At 30.4% G+C, this 1358-nt stretch carries 2 protein-coding genes and 1 pseudogene; all 3 read right to left on the reverse strand.

Annotation, left to right across the window (positions count from 1 at the left end):
- Positions 1 to 194: pseudogene (locus ACKGJN_RS16230) on the reverse strand (molecular chaperone DnaK); the annotation flags it as partial.
- Positions 195 to 231: 37 nt separating this feature from the next.
- A complete protein-coding gene (locus tag ACKGJN_RS16235) occupies positions 232 to 576 on the reverse strand; it encodes a hypothetical protein (protein ID WP_409540613.1) in 345 nt (114 codons plus the stop codon).
- Positions 577 to 616: 40 nt separating this feature from the next.
- A partial coding sequence (locus ACKGJN_RS16240; protein WP_409540614.1) for a hypothetical protein occupies positions 617 to 1358 on the reverse strand: 742 nt, incomplete at its 5' end.

Raw genomic sequence — 1358 nt, forward strand, 5'->3', positions numbered from 1 at the left:
GGTCCGGCTTCCGGTCCTCCGGCAGCACCACCTTGTTCGGCTTGTGCTTTGTACATCTCTTCATAAGCTGTTTTCCATGCTTCATTGATCTTGTCTAATGCCGGTTAAATAGTATCAATTTCCTGAGCTTCGTAAGATTTCTTCAATTCTTTTAAAGCATCTTCAACTGGTTTTTTCTTATCATCAAATATTTTACAATGTCCCCTTAGTTGAGACATGATCATAAAATTATCAATCTTCTATTATTACTGGGAAAACTTCAATTATTCCTTTTTTGTTTTTGCAATCGGTCAAGAAAATTTTAAATTTTCTTAAATCATAAATTAATTCATCAGAAATAACCTTAGAATTTTTACCGAATTTTTGTAAAAGAAATTCTTTGAAATTTTTAATTCTCTTTTTATCAAGATCAATATTTACATCTTTATTTATTTTAAGAAAAGCGAATGTTGAAGTAGAATTTGTTTTCAAGTAAAAATATTCTTTTTCATATATGTTTTGAATTAAAATATCATCATCCAAATAAAAAAATAAGGAATCTCTTACTTGATTTTGGTATTCCTGCGCTGTTCCCATATTATAAAAACAACTTAAGATTATAAAAAATAAAAATCTATTATTCATTTGGACAATCTTTTGTTAAATCTCCTACCCTTAATTGTAAATCTTCAATTATTGACCTTTCCTCCTCATCTAATTCATCCCAAGCTCGTACACCCTGATTACGCAGTCCATCCCAAGCAAAAGTCTCATAGAATTCCTTCGGCGGTTCTTCTCCATAATGTTGAACATATTTGTTATAGTCATTAATAAGAACTGTTTTGTGAAATTCTTTTAATGTTGTGGACATAGCATCAATATATAAATCCGCCATAGTTTCATGATCGGGTGAAGCATTAAAATGTTCCGCTTTATATTTGTTATAGGTATCATTGAAATCAACATCTTCTATAGTACCAGTTGAATTAGTATTTTCCAATTTACGAAACATATCAGCATGTATAATTTCATGTAACAGATCTCTTGCTAAACCTAAAGATGAAGTTCCATTAGCCATTGAGCTGTTTATAGAAATCAATATTGAATTATTTACAGGGCTTCTAGTTTTTCCAGCTACTTCTCGGGTAACTCCATTTTTATCTGTATAATAAACTTTATCTTTTGAGGTTAACTCTAAACTTAATTTAGATTCTCCATCAAATTTATTCAACATGTTCTTCACAAAATCATTCCCCTTTTCGTTGAGGTTTTTATATATACACTTAGCATCTTCAGTCAAATTATTGATTACTTGTTCCTCAAAATCCACCTCCCCTTTGGCCATCCTGGTTTCAACAGCTAATTCTCCAAAATCTTTT

Origin of the sequence: Gillisia xinjiangensis, assembly GCF_046298265.1 — a bacterium.
GTDB lineage: Bacteria > Bacteroidota > Bacteroidia > Flavobacteriales > Flavobacteriaceae > Gillisia > Gillisia xinjiangensis.

Coding starts and splice junctions, on each gene's coding strand:
- ACKGJN_RS16235 (WP_409540613.1), bottom strand. CDS start 576: ATGGGAACAGCGCAGGAATACCAAAATCAAGTAAGAGATTCCTTATTT.